A 26,512-nucleotide genomic window follows, 5' to 3' on the forward strand; every position below is an offset into this window, starting at 1 on the left:
GAGTCGCCGTCAGGCGGCGGGCCCGGGGATCTGGAGCGCCTTGGCGTTACGGTCCCAGCCGGACCACAGGTCGCTGTCGACGCAGTAGCCGCAGCCGGGGCCGAAGAACATCCCGCGCGCGTTCTCGTCACCGAGCAGCCAGTAGCGCAGCCAGGCGGTGGTCGGGGCGCGGAAGTCCCCGCCGTCGCCGATGGAGCTGAGGTGCCCGGCGCCGCGGACCTCGCCGTACACGGCGGGGACGTGGTCCGTGTCCCGGTACAGGGCCTTCACCAGGGCCGGCCACACCGTCAGGTCGCGCTGACCGGCCAGGTAGAAGACCGGCTCGTCCATGAGGTCCGGGTCGGTCAGCGGACCCGGCTGGATCGGGACGGCGGTGTCGACCCGCGGGTCGACGGCCGCGTTGACGGCGGCGGCCCCACCCTGCGAGTGACCGGCGGAGGCGATGTGGTCGAGGTCCACCTTGCCGTGGAACCTGCTGGAGCTGTCGGCGTTCCGGTGCTCCAGGACGTCGATCCCCGCACGCATGCTGATCGCGAAGTTCGACGTGGGGGTGTTGGCGGCGGCGACGATGAAGCCCTGGCTCGCCCAGTGGCGCAGCAGCGAGCTGTAGATCCCGGGGACGGCGCCCGTACCGTTGCCCCAGATGATCACCGGGTGGCGCTCGCCCGACTGTCCCATGGTCCGCGGGTAGTAGAAGGTGTGCACCGCCTCGATGTCGACGTCCACCTCGTAGGGGCCCGTCCGGCCCCAGTCGGTGCCGACGGACGGAATGGTGCCCGCGGTCCCCGCGTCGGCGACCGCTCCGGCTGTGCCCGGCGCGGTGCACACGGCCATCACGGCGGCGAGCAGCAGACCGCCCCACACGCGGCTCGTTCTCCCTGGCATACGAACTCCTCTACGGATCCGGCACGTTGCGCGTCCTCGCATACGTGACCAGGCCATGATCGAGCTCGCCTGGGCGGGTGTCTGTCCGCAGGAGCCCAGACCTCGCGCCACCGCCTTGGGCAGCTGCCCAGAAACGCACGCCGCCCCCGCCGAATCCGTGGTTCGGCGAGGGCGAGGCGCGGTGGCGGTGCTCGGTGGTGGCGTCCGGGGTCAGCGGGCCAGCAGCTGGAGCGTGTCGATCACGCGGTTCGAGAAGCCCCACTCGTTGTCGTACCAGGCGACGACCTTGATGTGACGGCCCTCGACGCGGGTCAGCTCCGAGTCGAAGATCGACGAGGCCGGGTTGCCCGTGATGTCGGAGGAGACCAGCGCGTCCTCCGAGTACTCCAGGACACCCGCGAGCGGGCCGGCCGCGGCGGTGCGGTACGCCTCCAGGACGTCCTCACGGGTCACGTCGCGGGCGACGGTCGTGTTGAGCTCGACGATCGAGCCGACCGGGACCGGCACGCGGATCGAGTCGCCCGAGAGCTTGCCGTCGAGGTTCGGCAGCACGTGGCCGATCGCCTTGGCGGCACCCGTCGAGGTCGGCACGATGTTGACGCCGGCGGCGCGGGCGCGACGCGGGTCGCGGTGCGGGCCGTCCTGCAGGTTCTGCTCCTGCGTGTAGGCGTGGACCGTCGTCATGAAGCCGTGCTCGATGCCGGCCAGGTCGTCGAGGACCTTGGCGAGGGGCGCGAGCGCGTTCGTGGTGCACGAGGCGTTCGAGACGATCGTGTGCAGCTCCGCGTCGTACGCGTCGGTGTTGACGCCGTACGCGAGGGTGACGTCGGCACCGTCGGCGGGCGCGCTGACGAGGACGCGCTTGGCACCGGCGTCGATGTGGGCGCGGGCGGCCTTGGCGTTGGTGAACCGGCCGGTCGCCTCCAGGACGATCTCGACGCCGAGCTCGGCCCAGGGAAGCTGCGCGGGCTCGCGCTCGGCGAGGACCTTGATGCGACGGCCGTCGACGACGAGGGTGTCGCCGTCGACGCTCACCGGGCGGCCGAGGCGGCCGGAGGTCGAGTCGAAGGCGAGCAGCCGCGCGAGGGCGGTCGGCTCCGTCAGGTCGTTGACGGCCACGACCTCGATGTCGGTGTCGCGCTCCAGCAGGGCGCGCAGCACGTTGCGTCCGATGCGACCGAAACCATTGATGGCGATGCGAGTCATGAACAGTGTCCCTTCTGCGGTGCCACCAGGTTCGCGCGGTGGGAGCGGCCGGGCCAGAGGCGGGATCGCCACGGTCCGCAAGGATCACGCCAAGGTCATCGGGGCGGAGGGGTCCTGCTCGACCGACTACTCGACCGACGACCGACCGACTGGGTGTCCTCGACGCCCAGCAGGCGCAGGACGGAGACGCGAAGGGCGGCCTCGGACTCGGGGGCCGTCAGGCGGCCGGCGGTGATCTCGTCGCCGGCCGCGTGGCCGAGTGCGACCACGGCGGCGACCAGCCAGCGAGGGTCCTGACGGGTCACGAACTCGCCGGACGTGATGCCCCGCTCGAAGAGACGGGCGAGCCTGCTCGTGACGGGCTCGTGCCGCTCCCGGTCGCTCTCGCTCCCGAAGGTGCGCACGGGGGCGGCCCGGAGGAGGAAGGCGTTGGCCTCGTGCGCCCGCCAGGACGCGTCGAGGAACCTCAGGAGCCCGGCGACGGCGGGGCCCTCGTCGAGGGCGGCGGCGTCCATCGCGGCGACGGCGTCAGCGGTGACGCGGTCGACGGCGGCGGCGAGGAGTTCGTCCCGGGAGGAGAAGTGGGCGTAGACGGTCTGCCGGGTCACTCCGGCGGTCCTGGCGATGGTCTCGAGGCCGGCCTCGGGCCGCTCGCGGAGGAGGCGGACGGCCGCGTCGAGGATGGCTGCTCTGCTGCGCTCGGCATCGGCCCGGCGCCGACGGACACGGGGTGCGGGAGCTTCTCCGGAGACAGTCATCTCTTACAGCCTTGTCCACGTTGGCGACCGGCAATATCTTTACAGCTATGTAAGAGATAGTAACGTCTCTGGATCGGAGCGTCATGCCCACCCCTTCCCGCGACCCGGCACGGTTCGTCACGGAGTTCTTCACGTCCCTCACGGACTCCACCGTCCGGGGCGATCCCCCGGAATCCGTGATGGCCCGTCACTACACGCCCGACGTCGTCCAGGTCAGCGACGGCCTGCCGCTCGACCACGACCGGCTTCTCGCTCACCTCCGCCCGGTACGGAAGAACGTCGTCGACTGTCGCTTCGAGGTGCACGAGGCCGTCGCCGAGGGCCACCGGATCGCCGCCCGCCTCACCATCCACGCCCGGACCCGCAGAGGCGGACCGACCTCGACCGAGGTGCATCTCTTCGGGGAGTTCACGGAGGACGGGCGGATGCGCCGGTCGCACCAGCTCACCCGCGTCCTTCCGGCCGCCGGGGCGAGCGAGCGTGCGAAGTGAGGGCGCGGATCCGGATCGTGCACGGGGTCGCACTGCTCGCCACCGGTCTCCTCGCCGGCTCCTTCGGGTACGGCGCGGCCAACCTCGTACCCACCTTCGACGCCGTACCGCAGGACATGCGGTTCGCCTTCCACGCCGAGTTGATGAAGGTCAACGGAATCACCGTGCAGGGCGCGATGGTCGTGTCCACCCTCGGCTCACTCGCGCTCGCCGTCCTCAGCCGCGGCCGGCCCCGCCTCGCCGCCGCCGCGGCCTCTCTGCTCGCTTTCGCGTCCTTCCTGATCACCCGCTTCGGCAACGTGCCGATCAACGGCAGGATCAAGCAGTGGGCGGTCAGCGGCCCCGAACCCGGGACCGCGGAACTGCTGAGCCGCTGGGAACTCTTCAACATCGCGCGCACGCTCTGCGGCATCGCGGCCTTCGTCGTGCTCATCGCCCTCGCCCTGCGCGGTGACACCTCACGGGCGCCCCGAGTGCCGAGTGGCGCCCGGGAGAGCGTCGTGGGGCGCTAGTCGCCCTTGGTGAAGGTCCGCCGGTACTCGCTCGGCGTGGTGCCGAGGATGCGTTGGAAGTGCAGCCGCAGATTCGCTCCGGTGCCGAGGCCGACGTCGGCGGCGATCTGCTCGACGCTCCGCTCCGAGCGCTCCAGGAGTTCCCGCGCGAGGTCGACGCGGGCACGCATCACCCACTGCATGGGCGTGTACCCGGTGTCCTCGACGAAGCGCCGGGAGAAGGTGCGCGCCGAGACCGCCGCGTGGTGGGCGAGGACGTCGAGGGTGAGCGGCTCGCCGAGCCGGTGCAGGGCCCACTCGCGGGTGGCGGCGAATCGTTCCCCGAGCGGCTCGGGCAGGCTGCGGGGCACGTACTGCGCCTGGCCGCCGCTGCGGTAGGGGGCGGCGACCAGCCGTCGGGCGGCGTGGTTGGCGGCGGCGACGCCCAGGTCGCCGCGGAGGATGTGCAGGCACAGGTCGATGCCGGAGGCGGCGCCGGCGGAGGTGAGCACACTGCCCTCGTCGACGAAGAGCACGTTCTCGTCCACGTGGACGAGCGGGCGTTTCGCCGCGAGGGCCTGGGTGTAGTGCCAGTGGGTGGTGGCGCGCTTGCCGTCGAGCAGGCCGGTCGCCGCGAGCGCGAAGGCGCCCGTGGAGATCGCGGCGAGGCGGGCTCCCCGGTCGTGGGCCGCGATCAGTGCGTCGACCACACCCCGCGGCGGGTCCTCGCGGTCGGGGAAGCGGTAACCGGGGACGAAGACGATATCGGCCCAGTCGAGCGTATCGAGGCCGTGGGCGACGGCGTACGAGAGGCCGTCGCCCCCGGCGACGAGACCGGGTTCCGCGCCGCACACCCTCACCTCGTACGGCATGCTCGCGCGGGTCGTGAAGACCTGCGCGGGGATGCCGACGTCGAGCGGCTTCGCCCCTTCGAGTACGAGGACGGCGACGCGGTGGAGGCGGGGAGTGGGCGGCACGGGTACCAGCGTAGGCGGGCCGCCCGCCTCACCGTCAGACGGCTCCGCAGGTCAGCGCGTCACCCGCCGCACCGTCAGACTGCTCCGCAGGTCAGCGCGTCACCGTCCACTTCTGGTTCGCGCCGCCGCCGCACGACCAGATCTGCAGCCTGGTGCCATTGGCGGAGCTGTTGCCGGTGGCGTCGAGGCACTTGCCGGATCCGAGGCTGACGATGTCCCGGGCGGCGTTGGCGGTCCACTGCTGGGCGCCGGTGCCGTTGCAGTCCCACAGCTGGACGGGGGTGCCGTCGGCCGTACCCGCGGAGGTGACGTCGAGGCACTTGCCCAGCGCCCGTATCGCTCCGTCGGTCCCCACGGTCCACTGCTGGGCGCCGGTGCCGTTGCAGTCGTAGAGCTGTACGGGGGTGCCGTTCGCGCTGTTCGCTCCCGCCACGTCGACGCACTTGCCGCCGATGCCGGTGATCGGTCCCCCGGCGGTGGGGCCGTCGGCGGTGGTGACGCGGACGTGGTCGACGACGAGCTGCTGCGGGAAGGTGGTCGAGCCGTCCGGGTCGCCGGGCCAGTAGCCGCCGACCGCGAGGTTGAGGATGAGGAAGAACGGCTTGTCGAAGACCCAGGCACGGCCGCCGAGGTCGGCGGGCGTACGGGTCTGGTAGACGGTTCCGTCCACGGACCAGGTGATCTTGCCGGGCGACCAGTCCACGGCGAAGGTGTGGAAGGCGTCGGCGAAGGCCTGGCCGCCGGGCAGGGTGTAGCCGGCGCCGATGCCGCCGGAGCCGGAGTAGCCGGGGCCGTGCAGGGTGCCGTGCACGGTGGACGGCTCGAAGCCGACGTTCTCCATGATGTCGATCTCGCCGGAGGCGGGCCAGCCGACCTGGCCGAGGTCGTTGCCGAGCATCCAGAAGGCGGGCCACATGCCCTGGCCGCGCGGCACCTTCATCCGGGCCTCGACGTGGCCGTACTGCGCGGTGAACTTCCCGGCGGTGTTGAGCCGAGCCGAGGTGTACTCGCAGCGGCCGTACCAGCACTGGTAGTTGCCGGGGTTCTCCTTGCGGGCGGTGATCACGAGGTGGCCCTGGCCGTCGAGTGCGGCGTTGCGGTTGCCGGCCGTGTAGTACTGCCGCTCGTGGTTGTTGACGTTGTCACCGGTCTCGATCTGCCACCGCGAGCCGTCCACGGGGAGCCCCGCGGCGCCGTCGAAGGTGTCGGAGAAGGTGACGGCGGCCGCCTCGGCCGCCGGCTGGAGGACCGCGGTCCGGAGGGCGGCGGTCGCTTCGGCGGGACCGCTGTGCTGAGGGAGGCCGCTGGGGCCGAGCGCCGCGGTGGCCAGGGCCAGGGCGAGTGCCGTCACGGCGGTGAACAACGGCCGCCGTGCTGAACGGGCGGAGGGCATGACTCTCACTTCCGTCGGGTGTGGGGAAAGACGCGACTCTTGCCATGCCCATGACATAGCAGGAGTCTTAGTCGCCTCCATGATTTAAGAAGTGAAGTAAGGGGGCGTCAAGAGGCGCGGACCACCCCGCGCGTACCGGTCAATTGGGCCGTGTCCCGTGGGTGGGCCGCCACGCCGTACGATTCCCCTCGTTGTCACTTACATCGTCCGAAGGAGATCTCCCATGGCCCAGGTCACGCTGAAGGGCAGCCCGGTACAGGTCAACGGCACCCTGCCGACCCCCGGTAGCCAGGCTCCTGACTTCACGCTCGTCGCCGAGGGCCTGGCGGACAAGTCGCTGAAGGACTACGCCGGCCAGCGCAAGGTCCTCAACATCTTCCCGAGCGTCGACACGCCGACCTGCGCGTCCTCGGTCCGCGCGTTCAACGAGAAGGTCGGCGCGCTGGAGAACACGGTGGTGCTCTGCATCTCCGCCGACCTCCCCTTCGCGCAGGCCCGCTTCTGCGGCGCCGAGGGCCTCGAGAACGTCAAGAACCTCTCGACGCTCCGCGGCCGTGAGTTCCACACCAACTACGGCGTGGAGATCGCGAACGGCCCGCTGGCCGGGCTGACCGCCCGCGCGGTCGTCGTGCTCGACGAGAACGACACCGTCCTGCACGCGCAGCTCGTCGGCGAGATCGCCGAGGAGCCCAGCTACGACGACGCGCTCGCCGCCCTCAACTAGGAGCGCCGCCGCCTCGCTGCGACACCCGGGAGCCCCTCCACCGCCACGGTGGAGGGGCTCCCGCCGTTTTTCGGCCCTCTCAGGCGCAGGCCGGGCAGAGCCCGCGGTACGTCACGTCCGCCTTCGAGACGGTGAAGCCGAACCGCTCCGTCGGCGGGAGGACCGTCAGAGGGTCGCCCGTCGGGTGGACGTCGCGGATGATGCCGCAGTTCGAGCAGACCAGGTGCTGGTGCGCGTGGCGCGCGTTCGGGTCGTACCGCTTCGCCCGCCCGTCGGTGGAGAGCTCCACCACCTCCCCCAGCGCGACCAGCTCCCCCAGGGTGTTGTAGACCGTCGCCCGCGCGATCTCCGGCAGGCGCGTCACCGCGAGCGCGTGGACCTCGTCCGCCGTGAGGTGGACATGCTCACCGGAGAGGACCTCCGCGACGACACGCCGCTGGGACGTCATCCGCCAGCCACGCGCCCGCAGGCGCTCCAGCAGGTCGCTCATTTTCGGCTCACCTCTTCGGATGATTGGCGTGGTTCTTGACTTGGACTCTGTCCATCGTAGGATCGCTTCCGGCAATAGCCAAGGCACACCACGGCTCCGGTCGGGCACAAGACACCCCACTGGTGCCCGCCCCGGCTGAGCACCGCGATCCGCCCCGTCCGGAAGGATTCCCATGTCCGAGAACCACGACGCCATCGTCACCGACCCCGTACCCCAGGAGTCGGGCGGCTGCCCGGTGGCGCACGGCCGTGCCGCGCACCCGACCCAGGGCGGCGGCAACCGCCAGTGGTGGCCGGAGCGGCTCAACCTGAAGATCCTCGCCACCAACCCCGCCGTGGGGAACCCGCTCGGTGAGGAGTTCGACTACGCCGAGGCGTTCGGCTCCCTCGACCTGGCGGCCGTGAAGCGGGACATCGCCGACGTGCTCACCACCTCGCAGGACTGGTGGCCCGCCGACTTCGGCCACTACGGCCCGCTCATGATCCGTATGGCCTGGCACAGCGCGGGCACGTACCGCATCAGCGACGGCCGTGGTGGCGCCGGCGCCGGTCAGCAGCGTTTCGCGCCGCTGAACAGCTGGCCGGACAACGGCAACCTGGACAAGGCCCGCCGTCTGCTGTGGCCCGTGAAGAAGAAGTACGGCCAGAACATCTCCTGGGCCGACCTCATGATCCTCACCGGCAACGTCGCCCTCGAGACGATGGGCTTCAAGACCTTCGGCTTCGCCGGCGGCCGCGCCGACGTCTGGGAGGCCGACGAGGACGTGTACTGGGGTCCCGAGACCACCTGGCTCGGCGACGAGCGCTACACCGGTGACCGCGAGCTGGAGAACCCGCTCGGCGCGGTCCAGATGGGCCTCATCTACGTCAACCCCGAGGGCCCCAACGGCAACCCGGACCCGATCGCCGCGGCCCGCGACATCCGCGAGACCTTCCGCCGCATGGCGATGAACGACGAGGAGACGGTCGCCCTCATCGCCGGTGGCCACACCTTCGGCAAGGCCCACGGCGCCGGCCCCGCCGAGAACGTCGGCGACGACCCCGAGGCCGCCCCGCTCGAGGCGCAGGGCTTCGGCTGGGCGAACTCGTACGGCACCGGCAAGGGCGGCGACGCGATCACCAGTGGTCTGGAGGTCACCTGGACCACGACCCCGGCGCAGTGGAGCAACGACTTCTTCAAGCACCTCTTCGAGTACGAGTACGAGCTCACCCAGAGCCCGGCCGGCGCGAACCAGTGGGTGGCGAAGAACGCCGAGGCGATCATCCCCGACGCCCACGACGCGTCGAAGAAGCACCTCCCGACGATGCTCACCACCGACCTCTCGCTGCGCTTCGACCCGGCCTACGAGCAGATCTCGCGGCGCTTCTACGAGAACCCGGAGCAGTTCGCGGACGCCTTCGCCCGCGCCTGGTACAAGCTGACGCACCGAGACATGGGTCCGGCCGTCCGCTACCTCGGCCCGGAGGTCCCCTCCGAGGTCCTCCTGTGGCAGGACCCGCTGCCGGCCCGCGAGGGCGAGCTGATCGACGCCGCGGACATCGCCTCCCTCAAGGAGCAGATCCTCGGTTCGGACCTCACCGTCGCGCAGCTGGTCTCCGCGGCCTGGGCCGCGGCGTCCTCCTTCCGCGGCAGCGACAAGCGCGGCGGCGCCAACGGCGGCCGCATCCGCCTGGAGCCGCAGCGCAACTGGGAGGTCAACAACCCGGACGACCTCGCGCAGGTGCTGCGCACGCTCGAGAGCGTCAAGGCCTCCTTCGACGCCGCGGGCGACAAGAAGGTCTCGATCGCCGACCTGGTCGTGCTCGCGGGCTCCGCGGCCGTCGAGAAGGCGGCCAAGGACGGCGGCTTCGACGTCGAGGTGCCGTTCACGCCGGGCCGCGTGGACGCCGCGCAGGACCAGACGGACGTGGAGTCCTTCGCCGCGCTCGAGCCCCAGGCCGACGGCTTCCGCAACTACCTGGGCAAGGGCAACCGCCTCCCGGCCGAGTACCTGCTGGTCGACCGCGCGAACCTGCTGACCCTGAGCGCGCCGGAGCTGACGGTCCTCGTCGGCGGCCTTCGCGTCCTGGGCGCGAACCACCAGCAGTCCGCGCACGGCGTCCTCACCACGACCCCGGGCTCCCTGACGAACGACTTCTTCGTCAACCTGCTCGACATGGGGACGACCTGGACGGCGACGTCCGAGGACGCGACGACGTACGAGGGCCGCGACTCCGCCACGGGCGAGGTCAAGTGGACGGGCACCCGCGCCGACCTGGTCTTCGGCTCGAACTCCGAGCTGCGCGCGCTCGCCGAGGTCTACGCGAGCGACGACGCGAAGGAGAAGTTCGTGACCGACTTCGTCTCCGCGTGGGACAAGGTCATGAACCTGGACCGGTTCGACCTCGTCTGATGATCCCCAGGGGCCCGGCCGGTCGACATGAGTCGACCGGCCGGGCCCCTGCGCGTCCCCCGCGTCATCCCCTCCGGCGGACGTGCGGGTTCCACAACCCGTTCCCCGTGTCAGGAACCGTTTTCGGACGTTGGCACTCATGATCCATGGGTATCGGGGCCAGGCCTCGCGGTCGGATGTTCCGGTGCCCTGCGGCGTACCTCCACAGTGCGCCGTGACGAACGATTCGGAAGAAGTCGAGGAATCACCGTGCCCCTGTCGTCGCACCGACGCCTGGCCGTGAGTGCCACCCTGATCGCCGCGCTCGCCGCGGGCGTCGCCCCCGCCACCAGCGCGTTCGCCGCTCCCGGCGCTCCCGTCCCGCCCATCGCCGCCACGACACCCGCGGTCCCCGAGCCCGACATGGACGGTGTGGTCGCCGCGCTGAACTCGGCCATGGACAACGGTGCTCCGGGTGCCATGGCCCGGTTCACCGGTCCCGACGGCGTCCGGAGCCGCACGGTCGGTGTCCAGGACCGGGTCTCGGGGGCGCCGATGGCCATCCAGTCGCGCTTCCGGATCGGCAGCGTCAGCAAGACGTTCTCCACGGTCGTGCTGCTGCAGCTGGTGGAGGAGGGCAAGCTGGAACTGGACGCACCGGTGAACACGTACCTTCCCGGCCTGCTCCCCGACGACCGCATCACGGTCCGTCATCTGCTGACCCACCGCAGCGGGTTGGCCGACCACACGAACGCGATGTTCGAGCACACGGTACCGGGCTTCGAGGCCGTGCGGAACCGGGTGTTCAGTTACCAGGAGCTCGTCGGCCTCTCGCTGAGCGAGCCGCGGACCACCGAGCCGGGCGTGTCCTACAAGTACTCGAACACCAACTTCGTGGTGGTCGGGATGCTCATCGAAGCGGCCACCGGCCATTCGGTGGCCGACGCGTACGAGCGCCGCATCTTCGAGCCGCTGAAGCTCCGCAAGACCTCGTACGTGCACCCCGACACCCGGATCAAGGGCACGCACGTGCGCGGCTACCTGCATCCGGACGAGGAGGGCGGCGCGCTGGTGGACTCCACGGAGCAGACCGTCTCCTGGGCCCAGTCCGCCGGGGCCGTCATCTCCCATCCCGCCGACCTGAACACCTTCACCAGCGCGCTCATGCGCGGCCGGCTGCTGTCCCCGGCGATGATGGAGGCCATGACGACGGTCACGCCGACCGACACCACCAACACCCGGTTCTACGGGCTCGGTCTGCGCCGCTACGACCTGTCGTGCGGTACGCAGGTGTACGGGCACACCGGCACGGTGCAGGGCTTCTACACGTACGCCTTCTCGACCCGCGACGGCCGCCGCAGCCTCGCGGCCATGGCGAACACCTCGAACCACGGTGCCGCCAACACGGCGCTCGGCGGGACGCTGGAGGCGGCCTTCTGCGGCACGAAGCCGGCGCCCACGGCGTCCTCGCGCGCCGCCGCCTCCCCCACGGCCCGTGACCTCACGTCACTGCCGGCGGAACGGGACCTGCCCGAGCGCCACTGAGGCAGCGGTGACCCGGGGCGTCAGGCCTCGTACTCGGTGAGGTCGATCGCGTAGACCCGCAGGGGAACGCCGAAGGCCGGGTGGGTCGTCTCCCGCTCCTCGGTCATGCCGAGCTTGCCGATGACGTTCTCGGAGGCCTGGTTGCTGATGTGGGTGATGGCGACGACCCGGTCGAGCCCGCGGTCCTGGAGCGCGAACTCCAGGACCGCGTGGGCGGCCTCGGAGGCGTATCCCTGTCCCCAGAACTGCCTGCCCAGACGCCAGCCGATCTCCACGTCCGGCATCACCTCCGGGAGGAACTCCGGCAGGGACAGACCGGCGAAGCCGATCAGCTCGCCCGAGGCGATGAGCTCGACGGCGAAGATCCCGAAGCCCTCCTCGTCCCACTCCTCCTCGTACCGCTCGATGTCCTCGGCGGTCCGCTCCAGATCCCGGACCGAGCCGTCCCCGATCCAGCGCATCACCTCGGGGTCGGCGTTGATCTCGGCCAGCGGGACAAGGTCGTCGTCGCTCCAGCGCCGGAGGATGAGACGGGGGGTACGAATTTCGGTCATGCCCCCATCCTGACGCACGCGACGAGCCCCCCGCGCCACCGGCCCTCCCAGGAGGGCTCAGCTCGGGAGCGGTGCCACCACGTGGCCGGTGACCGAGCAGACCCAGGCCGCTCCGGTGGGCGTACGGGTGGCGTGGGGGCCGGTGCGGTGGTCGGGGCAGAGCGGCCAGACCAGGAGCTCGCGGTCGGCGAGATGACACTGCAGGCCCTCCGCCGCCGTCACGGCGATGTCGACCGGGTCGAGGGCGTCGACGGTCTCGTGGCCGACGGAGACCCGGCCGATCCCGTCCCGGTCGTCGGACCACTCGTAGCGCACCGGTACGTCGAAGGTCCGGCCCGTGTCCCGGTGCGCCCGGGCGAGCAGCGCGGTCACGACGCGCTCGGCGTGGACCCGCCGGTGTTCGTCCACGAGGGGTGCGAAGCAGGGCGCGGGGACGGCACCGTTGTCGGTGAAGGTCGTCCGGAGGAAGGCGCGTCCGCCCGGCGAGGCGAGCTCCTCCTCGAAGTCGTGGCCGACGGCGTGGGAGAGCGTCTGGAGCCAGGCGCGGAACGCCGGGTCGTCGGGGTGGGTGAGGGGTGCCTCGGGGTGGGTGCGGCCCATGGGCGCGTTACGCGGTTGCCCCGGTGTGCGTGAGGTCGGTGGGGTCGGTGTTGGCGCCGCAGAGGACGACGCAGACCTTCTCGCCCGGGGCCGGGCGGTAGCCGTGGTCCGTCGCACCCTGCCGGTCCGGTGCCGTGAGGGCGGCCAGGGCGGTGGCGGCCGCGTGCTCGACGGCGAGGCGGCGGTCGTCCCACAGGGATCGGCGCACTCGGATGATCTCGGTGTCCGGTACGAGGACGGTTCGGACTCCCTCGTGTCGGGCGGCCGCCAGGGCGGTGGCGGAGGCCCGGCGGGCGCCGAGGGAGTCGGCGGCGACGGAGTCGACGGTCACGTCGACGGGGTGTCCGGCCCGGAGCGCGGCGTCGAGGGCGCGGCAGTTCTCGGGTTCGACGGCGACGGTCCGGATGCCGTGGTGCCGGGCGGCGGTGGCGACGCCGGAGAAGAGGCCGCCCCCACCGACCGCGACGACGACGGTGTCGAGGTCCGGGATCCGGTCGTGGATCTCGTCCAGCAGGGTGCCGGCGCCGGCGGCGATCAGCGGATGGTCGTACGCGTGGGAGGCGAGCGCCCCGGTGTCGGCCGCGAACGCCTCGCAGGCGGCGAGTGCTTCGGCGTACTCCGTACCGACGAGCCGGACATCGGCGCCGTAGCCGGCGAGCTTGTCGGCCTTCACCTTCGGGGCGGTGGTCGGCAGGAAGACGGTGGCCCGGACGCCCTGCCGCAGCGCGGCCCAGGCACAGGCGAGTCCGGCGTTGCCCCCGGAGGCGATCGTGACTCCGGCGGCGGGGAGGGTGCCGTCCTCCCGGTGGGCGAGCAGGAAGTTCTGTGCGCCGCGGGCCTTGAAGGAGCCGGTGTGCTGCATGTGTTCCAGGGCGAAGTGCAGCGTGTACGGCTCGGCGCCGGGGTCGGCGTCGGCCACCGTGACGGGTCGGACCTGTCCGGCGATCCGATCGGCGGCGATCTTGACGTCGGCGTACGTGAGGGGGGTGGGCACGGCGGGCTCCTGGTGCGGGTGCGGGTGGGAGTGCCGAGGGCCGGAGGAGAACGGGACGGTCATGGCATCGATCCTCTCAGGGGTGCGGTCCTCTCGACCGGGAGGCCGCATCGGTTTCAGCCCTGTCCTGGAGGTGGGGTCGAGCCATCCCCGAGAGCACGGCCGAGGGCCCTGGCGAAGCCGTCGGGGTTGTCCAGCATCAGGTTGTGTCCCGCGTGGGGGACCTCGACCACCGGGATGCCGAACGTGGCCGCCTTCTCCGCGTCCGGGTCCGGCAGGCTCAACTCCCCCACCAGGAACGTCCGGGGAATCCCGAGCCCGGCGAGGAGGTCACCGGGCGCGGGCGTACTGCCCTCGACCAGGGCGACCGCACTGCGGTGCACGGCCAGCGGGTCGGCGAGGCGCAGCCGGGCCGCGTAGTCGGCGCGGTCGGCGCCGGCCACCATCCGGGCGAACCCCTCCGCCACGAACGCGTCCTCGTCCTGGGCGGCCACCGGAGAACTGAACGCTCCGCCGCCCCCGTACAGGTTCGGCTCCGCCACCACGAGTCTCGCCACGAGCTCCGGGCGCGCCGCCGCCAGGTGGATCGCCACCGCACCGCCCATGGAGTGCCCGACCAGGTCCACGCCCGTGAGCCCGAGGTGGTCGAGGACCGCGGCGACCGCGGCCGCCTGGGACTCCATGCGGTAGTCGTACTCCGCCGGCCGGTCGCTCAGCCCGTACCCGAGCAGGTCCACGAGCAGCGCCCGGCCGCCGCCGAGCGCGGGGTGGGCCGCGATATGGGCGAAGTCCGAGGCCGAGGTGCACCCGAGGCCGTGGACGAACACACGCACGGGCCCGTCCCCCGCGCCCGGCAGGTCGATCCATCGGATGTACGCCCGCTGACCCGCCAGGAACAATTCCCGCATGCTCTGTGCTCTCCCCTGTGTCGCGCGTGTCCGTCACGTCGGGAGCCAGCCTAGGAGTCGGCACTGACAACGCGGAGGCGGACGGGTGGCGACGCCGCGAATCGACGAAAGGGATGCTTATGCCACTCGAAGGCGAATACGAGCCCAGCCCGACGACGTGGGTGCGCAAGCAGGTCGAGCTGTACGAGTCGTCCGGCGGCACCAAGGGCACCACCTTGCGGGGCATGCCCGTCGTCCTGGTCACGAACCGCGGCGTGAAGAGCGGCAAACTCCGCAAGACCCCGCTCATGCGGGTCGAGCACGAGGGGGCGTACGCGCTCGTCGCGTCGAACGGCGGAGCCGTCGCACACCCGGTCTGGTACCACAACCTCGTCGCCTCACCCCTTGTCGAGGTCCGCGACGGCACCCGGGCGTGGGACATGAAGGCCCGCCTGGTCACCGGCGAGGAGCGCGCGGCCTGGTGGGAGCGGGCGGTCGCGGCCTTCCCCGACTACGCCGACTACCAGCTCAGGACGGAGCGGGAGATTCCCGTCTTCGTGGTCGAGCGGGTCGGCCAGGGCCTGTTCGGGTAGGTGCTGCGGGCGGTACGTACGACCGACCGGACGTCGGGGTCGCGTCCGTGACCTCGTCAGTCCCACCCCCGCCAGCACGATCGCCATCCCCGCCGCCACCCGTACCGTCAGCGGTTCGTCGAGGATCAGCGCGCCCAGGGCGACGGACACCACCGGGAGCAGATAGCCGACCGTGGCGGCGGCGGTCGGGCCCTCCTCCTCGATCATCCGGTAGTTCAGGTGGAAGGTGAGTCCGGTGGCGAAGACGCCGAGGACGGCCACCGCGAGGACGCCCGCCCAGGTCACCGTCGCCGTTCCGCCGGCCGCGAGCGCGGGCGTGCTCAGGCCGGTCGCGGTGAGGAGTTGCGCGGCGGAGAGCGCCAGCGGCGCGGTGCCCCGGCCGGTGAGGTGCCGGGCCATGTAGGCGAAGGCCACGGCGTAGCTCGCGGAGGCGCCGAGGAGTGCGAGGGCGCCCCAGCTCATCAGGCCGGAGCCGTGGCTCCAGGGCGCGAAGATCAGCAGCACCCCGGCGAAGCCGAGGGCGAGCCCGGCCGAGTTGGTGGCGCGCAGAGAACGTTCGGTGCCGAGCGCCAGGCCGATGAGGAGGGACCAGAGCGGGGTCGTCGCGTTGAGCACGCCCGCCACTCCGCTGTCCACGGTCTGTTCGCCGACCGAGAAGAGCAGGAACGGCAGCGCGTTGCAGAAGAAGGCGGCGACGACGAGCCGCCCCCAGGTGGCCCGGTCCCGTGGCAGCCGCTGCCCCGCCCCGTACGCGAGCGCGAGGAGCACCGCCGCGCCGAGCACGCAGCGGACGAAGGTGATCCACCCGGGAGTGAGGCCCTCGTTGAGGGAGATCTTGATCCAGAGGAAGCCCGAGCCCCAGAGCAGGGCCAGCACGCCCATACGTGTCGCCGATGTCATGTCCTCACCGTCCCGCGCCCCATCCGACAGGACAAGCGATGAATCATGCATCCAGCGTTAAGCTGTGCTACATGCTGGATGTGAGACGTATGCAGGTGCTCCGGGCCGTCGTCACCAGCGGCTCCATCACGGCCGCCGCCGGGAACCTCGGCTACACCCCGTCCGCCGTGAGTCAGCAGATCGGCGTCCTGGAGAAGGAGGCAGGCATCGCCCTGCTCGAACGGTTCGGCCGGGGCGTGCGACCGACCGCCGCCGGGCGGCTGCTCACGGAGCACGCCGCCGTCATCGGGCGCCAGGTCGCCGAGGCCGAGACCGCTCTCGCCGATCTGCGGGCGGGCCGCACCGGGCGGATCTCCGTCCGCTACTTCGCCACCGCGGGCGCGGATCTCGTGGCCCCCGCCCTGGCCCGGTTCCGTACCGAACACCCGGGCGTACGCGTCGATCTGAGGATCGCCGACGGCGCGCCGCCCGACGAGGAGGCGGACCTCACGCTCGTCGTACGTCCCCGGGGCGGCGGGCCGGACGCGGCGGGCGACGGACTCCGGCTGGTCCATCTGCTCGACGATCCCTATCGCGCCGTGCTGCCCAAGGGGCATCCGCTCGCCGACCGCCGTACCGCCGTCGACCTGGCCGAGCTCGCCGGCGAACCGTGGGTGGGCAGCGAACGCCCCGGCCCCTGCCTTGACGCGGTCCTCGACGCCTGCGCGGCGGCCGGGTTCGCCCCGGACATCGCGGTGGAGTGCGAGGAGTACGCCACCGCGCAGGGTTTCGTCGCGGCCGGTCTCGGCGTCAGCCTGGTGCCGCTGATGGGCCTGGGAAGCCGCCATCCGAACGTGGTCGTCCGCAGGGTCCGCGGGCCGGAGCCGGTCCGCTCGATCCACGCGGCGGTACGGAAGTCCTCGCTGTCCCTCCCCGCCGTACGCGGCCTCCTCGCGGCGCTCCAGGAAGGGTGAACGGGCGCGAGGAGGGCGTCCGGTGTCGTCTCCAGGTCAGGCGGGTGACAGGACCGTGAGGAGGTGCGCCACCTCCCGGGCCACGGCCGCGCGCGCCGGGTTCAGGTAGTGCCGGGGGTCCACCGCCGTGGGGTGCTCGGTCAGGTGGGTGCGGACGGCCTGGGTGAAGGCCTTGTTCAGATGGGTGGAGACGTTCACCTTGGTCATGCCGGCGGCGATGGCGGCGGTGAGGTCCGCGTCCGACACACCCGAGGAGCCGTGCAGGACGAGCGGTGTGTCGACGGCGGCACGCAGGCGCGTGATGAGGGCGAAGTCCAGGACCGCGTCCCGGGTCAGCATCTGGTGGGAGCTGCCGACCGCGACCGCGAGGGCGTCGACGCCGGTGGCCGCGACGAAGGCACGGGCCTCGTCGGGATCGGTCCGTACACCGGGGGTGTGGGCGCCGCCCTTGCCGCCGACCTCGCCGAGTTCGGCCTCGACCCAGACACCGTGCTGGTGGCAGTACTCCACGACCTCGCGGGTCGAGGTCACGTTCTCGGCGTAGGGGAGCTTCGAGGCGTCGAACATGACCGAGCCCAGGCCGAGTCCGACGGCCTCGCGGACGAGGTCGGGGTTCTCGGCGTGGTCGAGGTGCACGGCGACGGGGGTCTTGGCGGCGCGGGCGATGGCGAGGGACGCGAGGGCGACCGGCTCCAGGGCGCCGTGGTAGCGGACGGTGTTCTCGCTGATCTGCAGGACGACGGGGCGGTCGGCACTCTCGGCGCCGGCCACGATGGCCTGGGCGTGTTCGAGCTGGAGGACGTTGAACGCCCCCACACCGGTGCCCGCCGCGCGGGCGCGGCGGACGATCTCATCGGTCGGCGTCAACGGCATGGCTGGTCCTTCTCCGGGGTGTGAACGGGTGCGGGGCGGGGCGACGGGCGTTCAGGCCTGGGCATCGGTGAGGACGACCGAGCGGGTCAGGTTCCGCGGGGTGTCGGGGTTCAGTCCCTGGGCCTCGGCGACGGCCACCGCGAGCCGCTGGGCCCGGATCAGGTCGGCGAGCGGGTCGAGGTCACTCTCCGCGAGGGTGCCGCCGACCTTGCGGACCTCGTCCGCGAGTCCGGCCGGCAGCGCCCCGAAGCCCCAGGTGACCCGGCCGGGACCGGTGATGCTGATGGGGCCGTGGCGGTACTCCATCGCGGGGTACGCCTCCGTCCACGCGCCCGCGGCCTCGCGCATCTTCAGCCCGGCCTCCAGGGCGAGACCGTAGGTCCAGCCCCTGCCGAGGAAGGTGAACTGCTCCGCCGCGCGCACGTCCTCGTCGAGCGGGGAGGCGAGGGCCAGTTCCGCGTCCCGCGCGGCCTCCTCGACGGTGGCCACGCCTTCGGGCAGGGCGTCCTCGGCTTCGAGGTGCGCGCGGAAGAGGGCGAGCGCCGTGGTCGCGAAGCGGGTCTGGACCACCGACTCCTCGTCGGCGAAGTCGAGGACGGCGACCTCGTCGGCGAGGTCCATGACCGGGGTCGTGGGATCGGCCGTGATCGCGCCCGTGGGGATGGTGCCGCGCAGCCGGGACAGGACGGTCAGTACCTCGCTGGTGGTGCCGGAGCGGGTGATGGCCACGACCCGGTCGTAGCCGCGGCCGTAGGGGAACTCGGAGGCGGCGAAGGCGTCGGTCTCCCCATGGCCGCCGGACTCGCGCAGTTCGGCGTAGGCCAGGGCCATGAACCAGGAGGTACCGCAGCCGATCACCGCGACCCGCTCGCCCCGTCGGGGCAGCGCGGAGGTGTGCTGGGGCAGCGTGCGGGCAGCCTGACGCCAGGTCGTCGGCTGGGACGCGATCTCCACGGCGGTGCGGGTGGTGCTCATGCCGGTCTCCTTGCAAGAAAGAGTGCACTGAAATGATGGAAGATGCTTGAAGTCGATGCCATTCAAGCAGAAACATGCATGCGCTTTCCAGGTCCCGCGCCCGTCGGCGGATAGAATCGGTCGCGCGCACGAGCCCGAGGGAGGGACCCATGTCCAAGCACGAGCGGTGGAACACGCTCCTTGAACTACTCGCAGCCTCGGGAAAGCTGGAGGTCGAGGAGGCGGCGACCGCCCTGGAGGTGTCGGCCGCCACGATCCGCCGGGATCTCGACGAGCTCGCCGAGCAGCAGCTGTTGATACGGACACGGGGCGGGGCCGTCGCGCACGGCGTCTCGTACGAGCTGCCGCTGCGCTACAAGTCGACACGGCACGCTGCGGAGAAGCGACGGATCGCGGAGGCGGCCGCCGACCTGATCGCCCCCGGTGAGGTCGTGGGGCTCAACGGCGGTACGACGACGACGGAGGTGGCACGCGCCCTCGCCCTGCGGTTCGCGAGCGGTCGGGCCGACACCGCGGGGACGGCCGGGACAGCCGGAACGCCGAGCTCCGGGCCCGCGCTCACCGTGGTCACCAACGCGCTCAACATCGCGGGCGAGCTCGCGGTGCGCCCGCAGATCAAGATCGTCACCACCGGCGGGGTCGCGCGCCCCCAGACGTACGAACTGGTGGGCCCCCTGACGGTCGGGGTGCTCAACGAGGTCGTGCTCGACGTGGTGGTGCTCGGGGTCGACGGGGTCGACGCAGGGCTCGGCGTGATGGCGCATCAGGAGGACGAGGCGAGCATCAGCCGGCTCTTCGCGGAGCGGTCGAGCCGGGTCGTCGTGGTGACCGACTCGTCGAAGATGGGCCGCCGGGCCTTCGCGCGGATCTGTGGTCTGGACCGGATCGACCTCCTCGTGACCGACACGGGCATCGGCGCGGAGGCGGTCGCCCAGCTCACCGAGGCCGGGGTGAAGGTCCTCACCGTCTGAACCTTCGACCGGCATTGGTCTGCAGTCGGACCAATCCACAGGCCCATATCCCCTGGCTCCATGGCGCCCTGGGCTGTCAATCCACCAATTACCGCACGGCTGTATACCTTTGAGCTCCCCTCCCTCATCATGTCTCCGACGTGCCGCCGGGGCACAGCGTGACAGGAGGGGCGGGGCATGATTCCCATCAGCCGCAGAGGATTCGTCGGTATCGGCGCGGGGCTCGTGGCGGGCGCGGCGCTGCCGACGGCCCGGGCCTCCGCCGCCGCGAGGGCGGCCACCGGCACCCTCACCGACGTCCGGCACGTGGTGATCCTCATGCAGGAGAACCGCAGCTTCGACCACTACTTCGGCACCCTGCGCGGGGTCCGGGGCTTCGGCGACCGCGCCGCGGGCAACCTCCCCGGCGGCTGGGGCATGTTCAACCAGCCCGACTGGGGCGGTCGCCAGTACCCCTGGAAGCTCAGCGACACCCCGCCCGCCGGCGGCGTGGACGGCGAGACCCTCGCCCAGTGCAACGGCGACCTGCCGCACAGCTGGACCTCACAGCACGCCGCCTGGAACAAGGGCCGTCTGGACAACTGGGTCACCGGCGTGGGCAACACCCGGACCCTCGGCCACCTCGACCGCGAGGACATCCCCTTCCATCACGCGCTCGCAGACCACTACACGATCTGCGACGCGTACTTCTGCTCGGCACTGAGCGCCACCGGCCCCAACCGCACCTTCCTGTGGAGCGGGAAGATCGACGGCTCCAGCAAGGACGGCGGCGAGGAGTCGGGCCTTACCTGGGAGACGTACGCCGAGGCGCTCCAGCGGGCCGGGGTGAGCTGGAGGGTCTACCAGAACGCCCAGGACAACTACGGCGACAACGGTCTCGCGTACTTCAAGAAGTTCACCGACGCGCGGCCCGGGGACCCGCTGTACGACCGCGGCATGGGCTCGGTGCCCAAGGTGACCGGCTCGACCCCGGACGACATCGCCGCCGCGATCCGCGCCGATGTGGTCGCGGGCACGCTGCCCCAGGTGTCGTGGGTGGTCGCGAGCGAGGCGTTCTCGGAGCACCCCTACGCACCGCCCGGGGACGGCGCGCACTTCGTCGATCTCGTCTACCGGGCGCTCGCCGCCGACCCCGAGGTGTTCGACTCGACCGTGCTGTTCCTCAACTACGACGAGAACGACGGCTTCTTCGACCACGTGCCGCCACCCGTCGCTCCCCCGGGCACCCCCGGCGAGTACCTCGACGGCGTACCGATCGGCCTCGGCTTCCGCGTCCCCATGATTGTCATGTCCCCGTGGACCCGGGGTGGCTGGGTGAGCTCGGAGGTCTTCGACCACACCTCGGTCCTGCGTTTCATGGAGAGCTGGACGACGGCCCTCGGCACCCCGGCCACCTGCCCCCACATCAGCGCCTGGCGACGGAAGGTGACGGGCGATCTGACCGGCGTCTTCGACTTCGCCCACCCGGTGTACGGCGTACCGGCCGGCCTCCCCTCCACGGCGAAGGTCATCGGCCAGGCGACCTGCGGTCCGCTGCCGAACCCGGCCCCGCAGAACAACGCCCAGCCCGCGCAGGAGTCCGGCACCCGGCCGGCCCGCGCGCTGCCGTACCAGGTGAACGGCAATCTCGACCGCTTCGAGTTCGGAGCCGCGGGCAAGATCCTCGCCTGGTTCTCGATGGCGAACCAGGGCGCCGAGGCCAAGCGCGCGGCCCATTTCTCGATCCACCCGCACCAGCACCGCGACACGGCCGCCTGGCAGTACACCGTCGACGCGGGCGGCACGGCCACCGACTACTTCAACATCGGCCTGGGATCGGGGTCCGGCAAGTACGACATCTCGATGATGGGCCCCAACCGCTTCCTGCGCCGGTTCATCGGGGACGCCTCCAAGGCCGGCAAGGCCGTCGAGGTGACATCCAGGTTCGCGACCGAGCCGGGGACGGGGCGGACGGCCCTGTGGTTCAGGATGAGCAACACCTCGGCCGGGCCGGTGACGTTCACGATCCGCTCGAACGCCTACCGCACGGACGGCCCCTGGACCTACACGGTCCCGGCCGGCTCCACTCGGGAGGACTTCTTCAACGCGGTCGCCTACAACAACGGCTGGTACGACTTCACGATCCTGGCCGACATCGACGGGACCTGGTCGCGCCGGTACACCGGTCACATCGAGACCGGAGCGCCGAGCATCACCGGCTGAGTACGCCGTCCGGGTGCGGGGCGGTGGCCGCTTCGCCGCCGTCGCGCACCCGCCTCCCACCCGCCCCACACCCGCCCCGCGCCCGCGGAGAGTCCGTCAGCGCCCGGCGTGCGCCGCGCGGTGGATCGTGGCGTCGAGGAGGGCCACCGCGTCGGCGGCCGTACGGCCCGGGGCCCGGTTCCACGGCCCGATCAGCTCATGCCACCCCCGCGACCGGAGCTCGGCCATGATCCAGGCGGCCGCCTCGTTCATCGTCGTCGCGCTGCCGTAGCCGAGACGGTGCGCGGCGAGCAGCGCGCCGCAGACACACCGGGCCCCGCGCACGTCGCGCAGCTTGTACGGCGCGTTCTGCCAGCCCCACTCCGTCAGCACCAGGCGCGCGTACCCGAGGTGGACCGAGGGGCGCAGCTCGGGCTGGCCGATGCGACGCCAGGCGTGCAGCCGGTCGGGCAGGACGGCTCCGATCCGGCCGGGAAGCCGGCGCTCGGCGGGAAGGGAAGGCGGCAACGCGTCGAGCGCGTCGGCGACGAGCCGCTCCACCGGCAGGGTGAGCAGCTCACGCCAGCCCTCCACAGCGGGTGCGGGCGCCGGCGGCGCGGTCCAGTCCGTGACGATCCGCTGCCAGGTGGCGCTCTCGTAGAGGGCGGCGGCCTCACGGTCGAGGGTCTCGGGGTCGAGCAGGGAGGCGGAGGGCGACATCCGGGCGGCTCCTCGGTCGGGGTGGCTCCATCTTTCATGACGAATGTCGGTTTTGCGACCTATGCCCTTGAGTGCCCGCGCGGTCGAACAGTCCCTTATCGCCCACTTCTCCATTAATAGAATTACCACCCCTATTCGGACATTGAGCACCTGGTGACGCGACTCACGTTCCCGGGGATTCCCCGGTGATCGGAATCCGTGCAGGCCGTGCGGGACAAGGAAGTTCGATGCGCAGGAGTCGAGGTCGATCTTGAATTCCATGAATTCGGTGATCCTTTCACCGACCCCTGGACTCAGATCCTCTTGTTCTCCGCCGCATTACTGGCCTACGGTCACCTCCATTCGAGCGGATCGCCGAATCCTGCCACCGCTCGAAATACCTCCCTTTCACCCGACGGCAGGAGCGGGGGACCCACGAATACGCCGGCCCGGATTCCGGAACGGCTCGGGGTGAAGCCGCGTGCGCGCGGCCGGACATCTCCAGTCCGAACCCGACAGCTCACCCCGAAGGCGCCGGAGAGGAATCTCGTCATGCCTGCTCACGGTAAGCACCGCCGCCCCCGCCGCCGCCCCGTCTCCCGTGGACTCGCGCTGGTCGGCACGGGCGGAGCCGCCCTCACCCTCCCGCTGATCGCCCCGGCCGTGGCCGGCGCCGCGCCTGTTTCCGGAGCCCCGGAAATCGCCGCCAAGAACATCACCGCCCCCGCGGCCCCGGTCGCCGCGAAGGCCGCCGCCAAGGCACCCGCCGCCCCGGCCGCCGCACGCACCTACACGGTCGTCAGTGGTGACTCGCTTTCCCTGATCGCCCAGAAGAAGGGAATTCAGGGCGGCTGGAAGGGCCTTTACCGCGCCAACCGGAGCGCCGTGGGTGACAACCCGTCACTTATTCATCCGGGTCTTGAACTGACGCTTCGTCGGGATTCCGTGAAGGCCGCCCCCACGCAGGCGAAGAAGACCGCCACGGCCGAACGGGCGAACCGCTCCGAGCGCCGGAGCGCCACCCCGGCCACCGGCACCGGCGCCTCGGCCGCCGCTCCCGCCGCCGCCGCTCCGGTCCAGGCCGCGCCCGCCGCCGCCACCCAGTACGCGAACAACCTCGACGGCTGGATCCGCGAGTCGCTGGACATCATGGCCCAGCGCGGCATCCCCGGCTCGTACGAGGGGATCCACCGCAACATCATGCGGGAGTCCTCCGGCAACCCCCAGGCCATCAACCTCTGGGACTCCAACGCCGTGGCCGGCACCCCCTCCAAGGGCCTGCTCCAGGTCATCGAGCCGACCTTCCTCGCCTATCACGTGCCCGGCACGTCGATGGACCTGTTCGACCCGGTCGCCAACATCACGGCCGCCTGCAACTACGCGGCCGACCGCTACGGCTCCATCGACAACGTCAACGGCGCCTACTGATCCCGGAAGTGCCCGGTGAACCAGGAGGTGGCGAGCTCCGCCACCTCCTCCAGGGCGCCCGGCTCCTCGAAGAGGTGCGTGGCGCCCTCCACGACCTCCAGCCGGCTCTCGCAGCGCAGCAGCGCCTCGGCCCGCCGGTTGAGGTCCAGGACCAGCGCGTCCCTGCCCCCGACCACGAGGAGCGTCGGGGCCTTGACCCGCGCCAGGTGGTCGGCCGCGAGGTCCGGCCGGCCACCGCGTGAGACGACGGCGGCCACGGCGGACTCCAGGTCGCCCGCAGCCCACAGCGCGGCGGCCGCTCCCGTACTGGCCCCGAAGTAGCCCAGCGGGAGGCCTTCGCTCTCCGGACGCTCGGCGAGCCACTCCGTGGCGCGGGCGAGCCTGTCGGCGAGCAGCGGGGTGTCGAAGACCTGCGCCCGGTCGACCGCCTCGGCCTCGGTGAGCAGGTCGAACAGGAGCGTTCCGAGTCCCGCCCGGTTGAGCGCGGCCGCGACCGCCCGATTGCGGGGGCTGTGCCGACTGCTCCCGCTGCCGTGGGCGAACAGGACGATGCCGGTGGCGCCCTCGGGCACCGCGAGCCGTCCCGCGAGCATGACGCCGTCGGCGACGGGGATCCTGATGTCCGTGTCCTGGACGACCGGGCCGTGCGCGGCGCGGATCCGGTCCAGGCAGGCGATGACCTCCGCGTCCGGGGTCTGGGTGAAGTCCCGGTAGAACTGTCCGATCGCGTAGAACAGGTCCGGCGCGTGCACGCTCACCGTTTCGTCGGCCTCGCCGCCGAGCCGGGCCGTCCATCCACGGGGCGCCACCGGCACCGCGAGGATGATCCGGGCGGCGCCCCGCGCCCGTACCACCCGGCAGGCCGCCAGGGCCGTGGCGCCCGTGGCGAGACCGTCGTCCACGACCAGGACGGTCCGGCCTTCCAGGGGAACGGAAGGCCTGCTGCCCCGATAGCGGCGGGCCCGCTGATCGAGCTCGGCGTGCTCGCGCTCCTCGACCGCGGCCAGATCACGCGCCCCCACCCCCGCCTCGTGGAGCACCCGCTCGTTCACCACCCGAACGCCGCCCTCGCCGAGCGCGCCCATCGCCAGCTCCGGCTGCTGGGGCACCCCCAGCTTCCGTACGAGGCAGATGTCGAGCGGGGCGTCGAGGGCGTCGGCCACCTCGGCCGCCACCGGCACCCCGCCGCGCGGCAGACCGAGCACCACGACGTCATGGCCCTTGAGGTGGTCGAGCCGTGCGGCCAGCTGCCGACCGGCATCGGTGCGATCACTGAAGAACATGGCCCGCCGTCCTTCCGCCTGCCTGCACGGCTCCGGGCTCGGGGAGGAGCGCTGTGCTCCGTCCCCCGCCCGTCCCTCCAGGGTAAGACGCCCCTTCCCCGGCGGGCGGGCGAGCCGACGGTCAGCGGGACTGGAGGGCGTCGAGCGCCACGGCCTGGGCTGTCGCGGGGCACCGGTCGAGCCGGGTGCCGGACGCTCCGTGCACGTCGTGGGTCGCACCGAGGTCGATCACCTGGCGGGCCTTGAAGCTGAAGAGGACCTGAGGGCCCTCCGAGGTGACCCTCGTCCTGAACGTGAGCCTCACCCTGCACCTGACCGTGAGGGTTCGCCCTTCCGCTCCTCCGGCCGGAGTGTCACCCGGGGCCGAAGTCCCCGGTGACACCGCGAACGGTCCCGTCAGGCGGCGAGGAAGGCCTCGATGGCCTCCGCGAGGGCCTGGGGGGTCTCCTCGGGCGCGTAGTGGCCGGCGTCCTTGAGGACCTCCAGGCGCGCGTTGGGGTACCAGCGCAACCAGGTCGCCTCCATCGCCTCGGCGCCGAGCGCCGGATCGTGGGCGCCGACGACGAGCAGCACGGGAGCCGGGTTGTCGCGGACGCGCTCGTGGAAGTCCGTACGCGACCAGGAGTCCAGATAGGCGCGGAAGGCCGTCGCCGAGGAGCGCCGGACGGAACGCTCGACAAGGGCGCTCAGCCAGGCGTCGTCGTACCGGCCGCCGGTGGTGTTGTCGATGATCGCGCGCCGGTTGGCCGCCTCCTCGGCGGCGCCGGCGAAGAGCTCCCAGGTCTCGCCGTCCATGGGGAAACCGGCCGCCGAGACGGGCGAGATGCCGATGATCGAACGGACGCGGTCGGGGGCGTCGAGGAGCATCAGCTGCGCCGCCTTGCCGCCCATCGAGTGGCCGACGACGGAGAAGGAGTCCCAGCCGAGATCGTCCGCGACCGCGAGCGCGTCGGCCGCGACCTCCTCCATCGTGTACGCGCCCGCGTGATCGAGCGCCTCACCGTAGCCGCGGCAGTCGACGAAGGCGTACGAGCCCGAGGCATCGTTCAGATGGGCCCGCAGCGGAGCGAAACTGGTGCGGTCGCCGAACCAGTTGTGCAGCAGGAGGGCCCGCCTCGGCCCCTCGCCCTGCACCTCGTACGGAAGAACTCGGCCGGTCATCCTGCCCCCTGGTCGTGAGTGGTGGTGTCGTGCGCCCTGCGGCGCCGGTCGACGACCGAGTGTGACGGCGCGGACGCGTGCGGTCAACACCGTTTGCCCGGAGGCGGGGAAGGAACGGGTCCGGGATGC

At 71.7% G+C, this 26,512-nt stretch carries 26 protein-coding genes, 1 pseudogene and 1 riboswitch; of the genes and pseudogenes, 10 read left to right on the forward strand and 17 right to left on the reverse strand.

What is annotated here, in order from left to right:
- Positions 1-9: 9 nt before the first annotated feature.
- The 3 genes from N5875_RS00680 to N5875_RS00690 all read right to left on the reverse strand — a co-directional run bounded on the left by N5875_RS00680 (position 10) and on the right by N5875_RS00690 (position 2,849).
- Positions 10-885 (reverse strand): acetylxylan esterase, encoded by an 876-nt coding sequence (locus N5875_RS00680; RefSeq protein ID WP_318210239.1) that lies wholly within the window; start codon positions 883-885, stop codon positions 10-12.
- Positions 886-1,095: 210 nt separating this feature from the next.
- Complete coding sequence (gap, locus tag N5875_RS00685) at positions 1,096-2,091, reverse strand: type I glyceraldehyde-3-phosphate dehydrogenase (RefSeq protein ID WP_338491106.1); 996 nt, start codon at positions 2,089-2,091, stop codon at positions 1,096-1,098.
- Between the two features lie 95 nt (positions 2,092-2,186).
- On the reverse strand, positions 2,187-2,849 hold the full coding sequence (locus tag N5875_RS00690; RefSeq protein WP_338491108.1) for a TetR family transcriptional regulator: 663 nt from the start codon (positions 2,847-2,849) through the stop codon (positions 2,187-2,189).
- Between the two features lie 83 nt (positions 2,850-2,932).
- On the opposite strand from N5875_RS00690, the gene N5875_RS00695 reads away from it, so the two are divergent.
- Together N5875_RS00695 and N5875_RS00700 are read left to right on the forward strand one after the other, a co-directional pair.
- The gene (locus N5875_RS00695) at positions 2,933-3,340 is read left to right on the forward strand and encodes a nuclear transport factor 2 family protein (RefSeq protein ID WP_318210242.1); all 408 of its coding nucleotides are present in this window, start codon (positions 2,933-2,935) and stop codon (positions 3,338-3,340) included.
- A 17-nt stretch (positions 3,341-3,357) separates the two neighbouring features.
- Complete coding sequence (locus tag N5875_RS00700; RefSeq protein ID WP_318210243.1) at positions 3,358-3,852, forward strand: DUF1772 domain-containing protein; 495 nt, start codon at positions 3,358-3,360, stop codon at positions 3,850-3,852.
- On the opposite strand, the gene N5875_RS00705 is transcribed toward N5875_RS00700, so the two are convergent.
- The gene (locus N5875_RS00705; RefSeq protein ID WP_338491109.1) at positions 3,849-4,808 is read right to left on the reverse strand and encodes a helix-turn-helix domain-containing protein; all 960 of its coding nucleotides are present in this window, start codon (positions 4,806-4,808) and stop codon (positions 3,849-3,851) included. The two genes, N5875_RS00700 and N5875_RS00705, sit on opposite strands and share 4 nt — an antisense overlap.
- A gap of 91 nt (positions 4,809-4,899) precedes the next feature.
- Positions 4,900-6,201 (reverse strand): family 16 glycosylhydrolase, encoded by a 1,302-nt coding sequence (locus N5875_RS00710; RefSeq protein ID WP_338491110.1) that lies wholly within the window; start codon positions 6,199-6,201, stop codon positions 4,900-4,902.
- Between the two features lie 223 nt (positions 6,202-6,424).
- Here N5875_RS00710 and tpx point away from each other — a divergent pair, with 223 nt between their 5' ends.
- On the forward strand, positions 6,425-6,925 hold the full coding sequence (gene tpx / locus N5875_RS00715; RefSeq protein WP_318210246.1) for a thiol peroxidase: 501 nt from the start codon (positions 6,425-6,427) through the stop codon (positions 6,923-6,925).
- Positions 6,926-7,004: 79 nt separating this feature from the next.
- Here tpx and N5875_RS00720 read toward each other — a convergent pair whose 3' ends face one another.
- Positions 7,005-7,415: a Fur family transcriptional regulator gene (locus N5875_RS00720; RefSeq protein WP_318210247.1), complete on the reverse strand. Its 411-nt coding sequence runs from the start codon at positions 7,413-7,415 to the stop codon at positions 7,005-7,007.
- 172 nt (positions 7,416-7,587) lie between these two features.
- On the opposite strand from N5875_RS00720, the gene katG reads away from it, so the two are divergent.
- Together katG and N5875_RS00730 are read left to right on the forward strand one after the other, a co-directional pair.
- Complete coding sequence (katG, locus tag N5875_RS00725; protein ID WP_318210248.1) at positions 7,588-9,807, forward strand: catalase/peroxidase HPI; 2,220 nt, start codon at positions 7,588-7,590, stop codon at positions 9,805-9,807.
- Between the two features lie 249 nt (positions 9,808-10,056).
- The gene (locus tag N5875_RS00730; protein ID WP_338491113.1) at positions 10,057-11,331 is read left to right on the forward strand and encodes a serine hydrolase domain-containing protein; all 1,275 of its coding nucleotides are present in this window, start codon (positions 10,057-10,059) and stop codon (positions 11,329-11,331) included.
- A 20-nt stretch (positions 11,332-11,351) separates the two neighbouring features.
- On the opposite strand, the gene N5875_RS00735 is transcribed toward N5875_RS00730, so the two are convergent.
- From N5875_RS00735 to N5875_RS00750, 4 genes are all read right to left on the reverse strand, one after another.
- Positions 11,352-11,885 (reverse strand): GNAT family N-acetyltransferase, encoded by a 534-nt coding sequence (locus N5875_RS00735; RefSeq protein ID WP_318210250.1) that lies wholly within the window; start codon positions 11,883-11,885, stop codon positions 11,352-11,354.
- A 57-nt stretch (positions 11,886-11,942) separates the two neighbouring features.
- Complete coding sequence (locus N5875_RS00740; protein ID WP_338491114.1) at positions 11,943-12,485, reverse strand: hypothetical protein; 543 nt, start codon at positions 12,483-12,485, stop codon at positions 11,943-11,945.
- A gap of 7 nt (positions 12,486-12,492) precedes the next feature.
- A complete protein-coding gene (locus N5875_RS00745; protein WP_338499048.1) occupies positions 12,493-13,479 on the reverse strand; it encodes a serine/threonine dehydratase in 987 nt (328 codons plus the stop codon).
- 116 nt (positions 13,480-13,595) lie between these two features.
- Positions 13,596-14,387, reverse strand: a complete 792-nt coding sequence (locus tag N5875_RS00750; protein WP_338491116.1) for an alpha/beta hydrolase — start codon at positions 14,385-14,387, stop codon at positions 13,596-13,598.
- Between the two features lie 119 nt (positions 14,388-14,506).
- Here N5875_RS00750 and N5875_RS00755 point away from each other — a divergent pair, with 119 nt between their 5' ends.
- On the forward strand, positions 14,507-14,959 hold the full coding sequence (locus N5875_RS00755; RefSeq protein ID WP_338491117.1) for a nitroreductase family deazaflavin-dependent oxidoreductase: 453 nt from the start codon (positions 14,507-14,509) through the stop codon (positions 14,957-14,959).
- A 114-nt stretch (positions 14,960-15,073) separates the two neighbouring features.
- Here the strand turns inward: N5875_RS00755 and N5875_RS00760 are convergent.
- A pseudogene (locus tag N5875_RS00760) lies at positions 15,074-15,910 on the reverse strand (DMT family transporter); the annotation flags it as partial.
- Positions 15,911-15,930: 20 nt separating this feature from the next.
- Between N5875_RS00760 and N5875_RS00765 the strand changes: the two are divergent.
- Positions 15,931-16,812: a LysR family transcriptional regulator gene (locus tag N5875_RS00765; protein ID WP_318210254.1), complete on the forward strand. Its 882-nt coding sequence runs from the start codon at positions 15,931-15,933 to the stop codon at positions 16,810-16,812.
- Between the two features lie 36 nt (positions 16,813-16,848).
- Here the strand turns inward: N5875_RS00765 and N5875_RS00770 are convergent, their stop codons facing one another.
- Positions 16,849-17,685, reverse strand: a complete 837-nt coding sequence (locus N5875_RS00770; protein ID WP_318210255.1) for a class II fructose-bisphosphate aldolase — start codon at positions 17,683-17,685, stop codon at positions 16,849-16,851.
- A 51-nt stretch (positions 17,686-17,736) separates the two neighbouring features.
- Positions 17,737-18,660 (reverse strand): sugar isomerase, encoded by a 924-nt coding sequence (locus N5875_RS00775; protein ID WP_318210256.1) that lies wholly within the window; start codon positions 18,658-18,660, stop codon positions 17,737-17,739.
- Positions 18,661-18,809: 149 nt separating this feature from the next.
- On the opposite strand from N5875_RS00775, the gene N5875_RS00780 reads away from it, so the two are divergent.
- Together N5875_RS00780 and N5875_RS00785 are read left to right on the forward strand one after the other, a co-directional pair.
- Positions 18,810-19,631 carry a DeoR/GlpR family DNA-binding transcription regulator gene (locus N5875_RS00780; protein WP_338491119.1) on the forward strand — a complete coding sequence of 274 codons (822 nt, stop codon included), beginning with the start codon at positions 18,810-18,812 and terminating at the stop codon, positions 19,629-19,631.
- Between the two features lie 177 nt (positions 19,632-19,808).
- Positions 19,809-21,833: a phospholipase C, phosphocholine-specific gene (locus N5875_RS00785; RefSeq protein ID WP_338491122.1), complete on the forward strand. Its 2,025-nt coding sequence runs from the start codon at positions 19,809-19,811 to the stop codon at positions 21,831-21,833.
- A 96-nt stretch (positions 21,834-21,929) separates the two neighbouring features.
- Here N5875_RS00785 and N5875_RS00790 read toward each other — a convergent pair whose 3' ends face one another.
- Positions 21,930-22,532, reverse strand: a complete 603-nt coding sequence (locus tag N5875_RS00790) for a hypothetical protein (RefSeq protein ID WP_338491123.1) — start codon at positions 22,530-22,532, stop codon at positions 21,930-21,932.
- A gap of 342 nt (positions 22,533-22,874) precedes the next feature.
- Positions 22,875-23,058: riboswitch (cyclic di-AMP (ydaO/yuaA leader) on the forward strand.
- Between the two features lie 5 nt (positions 23,059-23,063).
- On the opposite strand from N5875_RS00790, the gene N5875_RS00795 reads away from it, so the two are divergent.
- Positions 23,064-23,939 carry a LysM peptidoglycan-binding domain-containing protein gene (locus tag N5875_RS00795; RefSeq protein ID WP_338491125.1) on the forward strand — a complete coding sequence of 292 codons (876 nt, stop codon included), beginning with the start codon at positions 23,064-23,066 and terminating at the stop codon, positions 23,937-23,939.
- On the opposite strand, the gene N5875_RS00800 is transcribed toward N5875_RS00795, so the two are convergent.
- The 3 genes from N5875_RS00800 to N5875_RS00810 all read right to left on the reverse strand — a co-directional run bounded on the left by N5875_RS00800 (position 23,933) and on the right by N5875_RS00810 (position 26,383).
- A complete protein-coding gene (locus N5875_RS00800) occupies positions 23,933-25,222 on the reverse strand; it encodes an alpha/beta family hydrolase (protein WP_338491127.1) in 1,290 nt (429 codons plus the stop codon). The two genes, N5875_RS00795 and N5875_RS00800, sit on opposite strands and share 7 nt — an antisense overlap.
- A 121-nt stretch (positions 25,223-25,343) precedes the next feature.
- Positions 25,344-25,526 carry a hypothetical protein gene (locus N5875_RS00805; protein WP_318210262.1) on the reverse strand — a complete coding sequence of 61 codons (183 nt, stop codon included), beginning with the start codon at positions 25,524-25,526 and terminating at the stop codon, positions 25,344-25,346.
- A 92-nt stretch (positions 25,527-25,618) separates the two neighbouring features.
- Positions 25,619-26,383 carry an alpha/beta hydrolase gene (locus N5875_RS00810; protein WP_318210263.1) on the reverse strand — a complete coding sequence of 255 codons (765 nt, stop codon included), beginning with the start codon at positions 26,381-26,383 and terminating at the stop codon, positions 25,619-25,621.
- Positions 26,384-26,512 lie beyond the last annotated feature (129 nt).

The organism is Streptomyces sp. SJL17-4, from assembly GCF_036826855.1.
Lineage (GTDB): Bacteria > Actinomycetota > Actinomycetes > Streptomycetales > Streptomycetaceae > Streptomyces.

Coding starts and splice junctions, on each gene's coding strand:
- N5875_RS00750 (WP_338491116.1), bottom strand. CDS start 14,387: ATGCGGGAATTGTTCCTGGCGGGTCAGCGGGCGTACATCCGATGGATC.
- tpx (WP_318210246.1), top strand. CDS start 6,425: ATGGCCCAGGTCACGCTGAAGGGCAGCCCGGTACAGGTCAACGGCACC.
- N5875_RS00810 (WP_318210263.1), bottom strand. CDS start 26,383: ATGACCGGCCGAGTTCTTCCGTACGAGGTGCAGGGCGAGGGGCCGAGG.
- N5875_RS00720 (WP_318210247.1), bottom strand. CDS start 7,415: ATGAGCGACCTGCTGGAGCGCCTGCGGGCGCGTGGCTGGCGGATGACG.
- N5875_RS00775 (WP_318210256.1), bottom strand. CDS start 18,660: ATGAGCACCACCCGCACCGCCGTGGAGATCGCGTCCCAGCCGACGACC.
- N5875_RS00765 (WP_318210254.1), top strand. CDS start 15,931: ATGCTGGATGTGAGACGTATGCAGGTGCTCCGGGCCGTCGTCACCAGC.
- N5875_RS00770 (WP_318210255.1), bottom strand. CDS start 17,685: ATGCCGTTGACGCCGACCGATGAGATCGTCCGCCGCGCCCGCGCGGCG.
- katG (WP_318210248.1), top strand. CDS start 7,588: ATGTCCGAGAACCACGACGCCATCGTCACCGACCCCGTACCCCAGGAG.
- gap (WP_338491106.1), bottom strand. CDS start 2,091: ATGACTCGCATCGCCATCAATGGTTTCGGTCGCATCGGACGCAACGTG.
- N5875_RS00795 (WP_338491125.1), top strand. CDS start 23,064: ATGCCTGCTCACGGTAAGCACCGCCGCCCCCGCCGCCGCCCCGTCTCC.
- N5875_RS00695 (WP_318210242.1), top strand. CDS start 2,933: ATGCCCACCCCTTCCCGCGACCCGGCACGGTTCGTCACGGAGTTCTTC.
- N5875_RS00680 (WP_318210239.1), bottom strand. CDS start 885: ATGCCAGGGAGAACGAGCCGCGTGTGGGGCGGTCTGCTGCTCGCCGCC.
- N5875_RS00755 (WP_338491117.1), top strand. CDS start 14,507: ATGCCACTCGAAGGCGAATACGAGCCCAGCCCGACGACGTGGGTGCGC.
- N5875_RS00710 (WP_338491110.1), bottom strand. CDS start 6,201: ATGCCCTCCGCCCGTTCAGCACGGCGGCCGTTGTTCACCGCCGTGACG.
- N5875_RS00740 (WP_338491114.1), bottom strand. CDS start 12,485: ATGGGCCGCACCCACCCCGAGGCACCCCTCACCCACCCCGACGACCCG.
- N5875_RS00735 (WP_318210250.1), bottom strand. CDS start 11,885: ATGACCGAAATTCGTACCCCCCGTCTCATCCTCCGGCGCTGGAGCGAC.
- N5875_RS00790 (WP_338491123.1), bottom strand. CDS start 22,532: ATGTCGCCCTCCGCCTCCCTGCTCGACCCCGAGACCCTCGACCGTGAG.
- N5875_RS00800 (WP_338491127.1), bottom strand. CDS start 25,222: ATGTTCTTCAGTGATCGCACCGATGCCGGTCGGCAGCTGGCCGCACGG.
- N5875_RS00690 (WP_338491108.1), bottom strand. CDS start 2,849: ATGACTGTCTCCGGAGAAGCTCCCGCACCCCGTGTCCGTCGGCGCCGG.
- N5875_RS00785 (WP_338491122.1), top strand. CDS start 19,809: ATGATTCCCATCAGCCGCAGAGGATTCGTCGGTATCGGCGCGGGGCTC.
- N5875_RS00780 (WP_338491119.1), top strand. CDS start 18,810: ATGTCCAAGCACGAGCGGTGGAACACGCTCCTTGAACTACTCGCAGCC.